This is a genomic window from uncultured Campylobacter sp. (assembly GCF_938040115.1).
Lineage (GTDB): Bacteria > Campylobacterota > Campylobacteria > Campylobacterales > Campylobacteraceae > Campylobacter_A.
This window is the reverse complement of sequence record NZ_CALHXD010000029.1, coordinates 1-2,829: the sequence shown is the minus strand read 5'-3', so window position 1 is coordinate 2,829 and position 2,829 is coordinate 1. Positions and strand designations below refer to the sequence as shown.

Below are 2,829 nucleotides of genomic sequence, written 5' to 3'. Positions count from 1 at the left end.
ACCAAAGCAGCCGTCCCGCGCTCATAATGCTTAAGATGTGGGCAAGCTTGATAAGCCATATCAAATTTGCCCGCAAAAGTCTCTCTTTTATCACGCATTTATCTCTTTAACGCTAAAATTATCAGGATTTATCACTATTTTTATTTCAAGGTTAAAATTTGAAACATATCTCTTTTAAAAATTTCGTCCAAAACGAGGCTAGTTCGGGTATCTTGCTCATCCTCGCCGCGATTTTTGCGATGATATTTCAAAACGGCTTTTTGAGCGAATTTTATAACTCATTTTTACGCATAAACATGGGCGTGGTTTTTGGCGAATTTAGCCTGCAAAAGCCGCTTATTTTATGGGTAAACGACGGGCTCATGGCGGTATTTTTCTTTCTTTTAGGGCTGGAGCTAAAGCGCGAGATAATCGAGGGCGAGATGCGAAATCCCGCTCAGATCGTGCTGCCTACCGTGGGTGCGGTCGGCGGCATAGTCATGCCAGCGCTCGTTTTTTACGCGTTTAACCACGCCGATGCTTTTGCGCTAAAAGGCTGGGCGATCCCGACTGCGACAGATACGGCGTTTGCGCTGGGGCTTATCATGATCCTTGGCAAAAGAGTGCCGGCGAGTCTTAAAATTTTCCTCGTGACGCTCTCTATCATCGACGACGTTTGCGCGATTTTAATAATGGCGATATTTTACAGCGGACATCTCTCAGCAGTATCGTTTATAGTTGCCGGAGCGGCTACTTTGGGGCTTTTAGCCTTAAATTTAGCCGGCGTAAATAAAAAAGCCTGCTACGTGATTTTGGGCATAATCCTTTGGGTGAGCGTGCTAAAATCGGGCGTGCATGCGACGCTAGCTGGCGTCGTGGCGGCATTTTTCATACCGCTTAAGGCAAAAGACGGCGAGGGCTCGATGCTAAAGCAGATCGAGCATGACTTGCACGGTTACGTCGCCTTTTTCGTGTTACCGGTGTTTGCCTTCGTAAACGCTGGCATCTCGCTAAAAGGTATCGGGCTGGAGCAGATTTTCCACCCCGTATCGCTGGGCGTCATATTGGGGCTGTTTGCAGGCAAGCAGCTTGGGGTGTTTGGATTTTGCTTTCTTGCGATCAAATTTAAGCTCGCAAAGCTACCCAAATACTGCAATCTGGCTCAGTTTTACGGCCTTTGTTTGCTTACTGGTATCGGCTTTACGATGAGTCTTTTTATAAATTCGCTCTCATATCACGACACCTACGAGTTTGCGTACGCCGATAAGCTTGCGGTACTTATCGCGTCGCTGATCTCGGGCGGGGCGGGTTATGCGGTGCTCTACTGGGTCGGGCGACACAGGATAATGAAATGCGTGGAGTAGAAAAATGATGATATTTTATAAAAATTTTCTCGCTGACGAGCTTGCGAAGTGGCGAGAGGACGGGCTAATAAGCGATGAGGCGGCGCGCAAGATAGCTGCTAGATACGATATAGATTTATCGGGCGCAAACGAGCGGCGAAGCTTTATATTAAAGCTCGTAGCGTATCTGTTTTTGGCGCTTTCGCTATTTACGCTTGTGGGCGCAAACTGGGAGGAGCTGCCGCGCGCCGTGAGGCTAATCATAGTGCTTGGTATACTCGCAGCGGTAAATTTTAGCGGAGTTTGGGCGCAGAAAAACGGCAAAGAGACGCAGGCTACGACGCTGTTTTTCCTGGGGAACTTTTGCTACGGCGCGGCGATCGTTTTAGTCGCGCAAATTTACCATCTAGGCGAGCATATGCCAAACGGCGTGCTGCTGTGGGCGGTCGGAGCTTTGGCACTTGGACTTGCTACGCGCAAGTCCATCATCACGCTTCAGGCTCTTATTTTGGGACTTGTTTGGTTTTTGATGGAGTTTGAGTTTAGCGGCGTTTCGCACGGATTTTTGCTGTTTATCATAGCTTCGGCTGCGGTGCTTTGGCGCGATGATTCACGGCTGCTTACGGGCGCGCTTTTTGCGAGCGTGTTTGCTTATATCGTCTCTTTCGTGCTTTACGAGCGGTATTTTCTAGCTGATTTGCGCGTGGACGACGCGTTTTACGGCGTTCATTTTTTTGCGCTTAGCTACTGCTTGCTAGCCGTTTGCGCTTCGTTTTTGCTTGAGAGGGCGGGTAAATTTGAACTCGCGTTTTATCTCAAAAACATCGGCATCGTCTGCGGTGCGGGCATCTTGTGCTTTGATATGTCGCTTTACGAGGACTTGCATTTTTCGTGTCCGTGGCCTTATGGCACGCAGAGTTATGAGAATGTTTTGAACGGCGTTACATTTTTAAAAAGCGTGTTTGGAGCGCTGTTTATGGCTTTTTGCGCGGCCTCTTTGGGACTTGCGTTTTACTTTAAAAAATACGCCGCCGCAACGGTCGGAGCGCTTTTGGTTGCGCTACCGTTTATCTTGGACGCGTTTGCGGGCTATGAGGAGGGCGTGTTTTCGCTCATCGGCGTTTGCGTCGCGGTCGCTCTTATCAAGCAAAATAATATGAAATTTGGCGTCGCGCTTATCTTTTGGGTGGCGTTCGTGCGCTACGTCGATCTAGTCGGCGATTACGTCAGCGCCAGCGCGCTATTTTTGGTATTTGCGCTCGTAGTGCTCGGGGTCTCTAAGATATCTAAAAAAAGGAGCGCGAGATGAAACTAAAGCTGATTTTTGCCGCCGCTGTATTTCAAATTTTAGCCGTGATAGCGATGCTTGCGTATGCGTACGCGCCGATATATTTTGGCAAAGAGATCTTGCTACGAACTACGGTTTACGACCCGCGCGATATGTTTCGCGGTGACTACGTGCGCCTTAGCTACGGCTTTGCGAGCGTTTACGAGCTGGACAAAAGAG

General features: G+C 48.8%; 3 protein-coding genes. All 3 read left to right on the top strand.

Features of this window, described 5'->3' with window-relative positions:
• The first annotated feature begins 158 nt into the window (after positions 1-158).
• Positions 159-1,343 (top strand): Na+/H+ antiporter NhaA, encoded by a 1,185-nt coding sequence (nhaA, locus tag Q0314_RS01275; RefSeq protein WP_298055634.1) that lies wholly within the window; start codon positions 159-161, stop codon positions 1,341-1,343.
• A 4-nt stretch (positions 1,344-1,347) separates the two neighbouring features.
• Positions 1,348-2,631 (top strand): DUF2157 domain-containing protein, encoded by a 1,284-nt coding sequence (locus Q0314_RS01270; RefSeq protein WP_298055631.1) that lies wholly within the window; start codon positions 1,348-1,350, stop codon positions 2,629-2,631.
• The coding region (locus tag Q0314_RS01265) for a GDYXXLXY domain-containing protein (RefSeq protein ID WP_298055629.1) at positions 2,628-2,829 on the top strand (202 nt) is incomplete at its 3' end. The genes Q0314_RS01270 and Q0314_RS01265, both read left to right, overlap by 4 nt.

What these genes read in the sequence shown, in the direction of transcription:
- Q0314_RS01270 (WP_298055631.1), top strand. Translation starts at nt 1,348, where the DNA reads ATGATGATATTTTATAAAAATTTTCTCGCTGACGAGCTTGCGAAGTGG.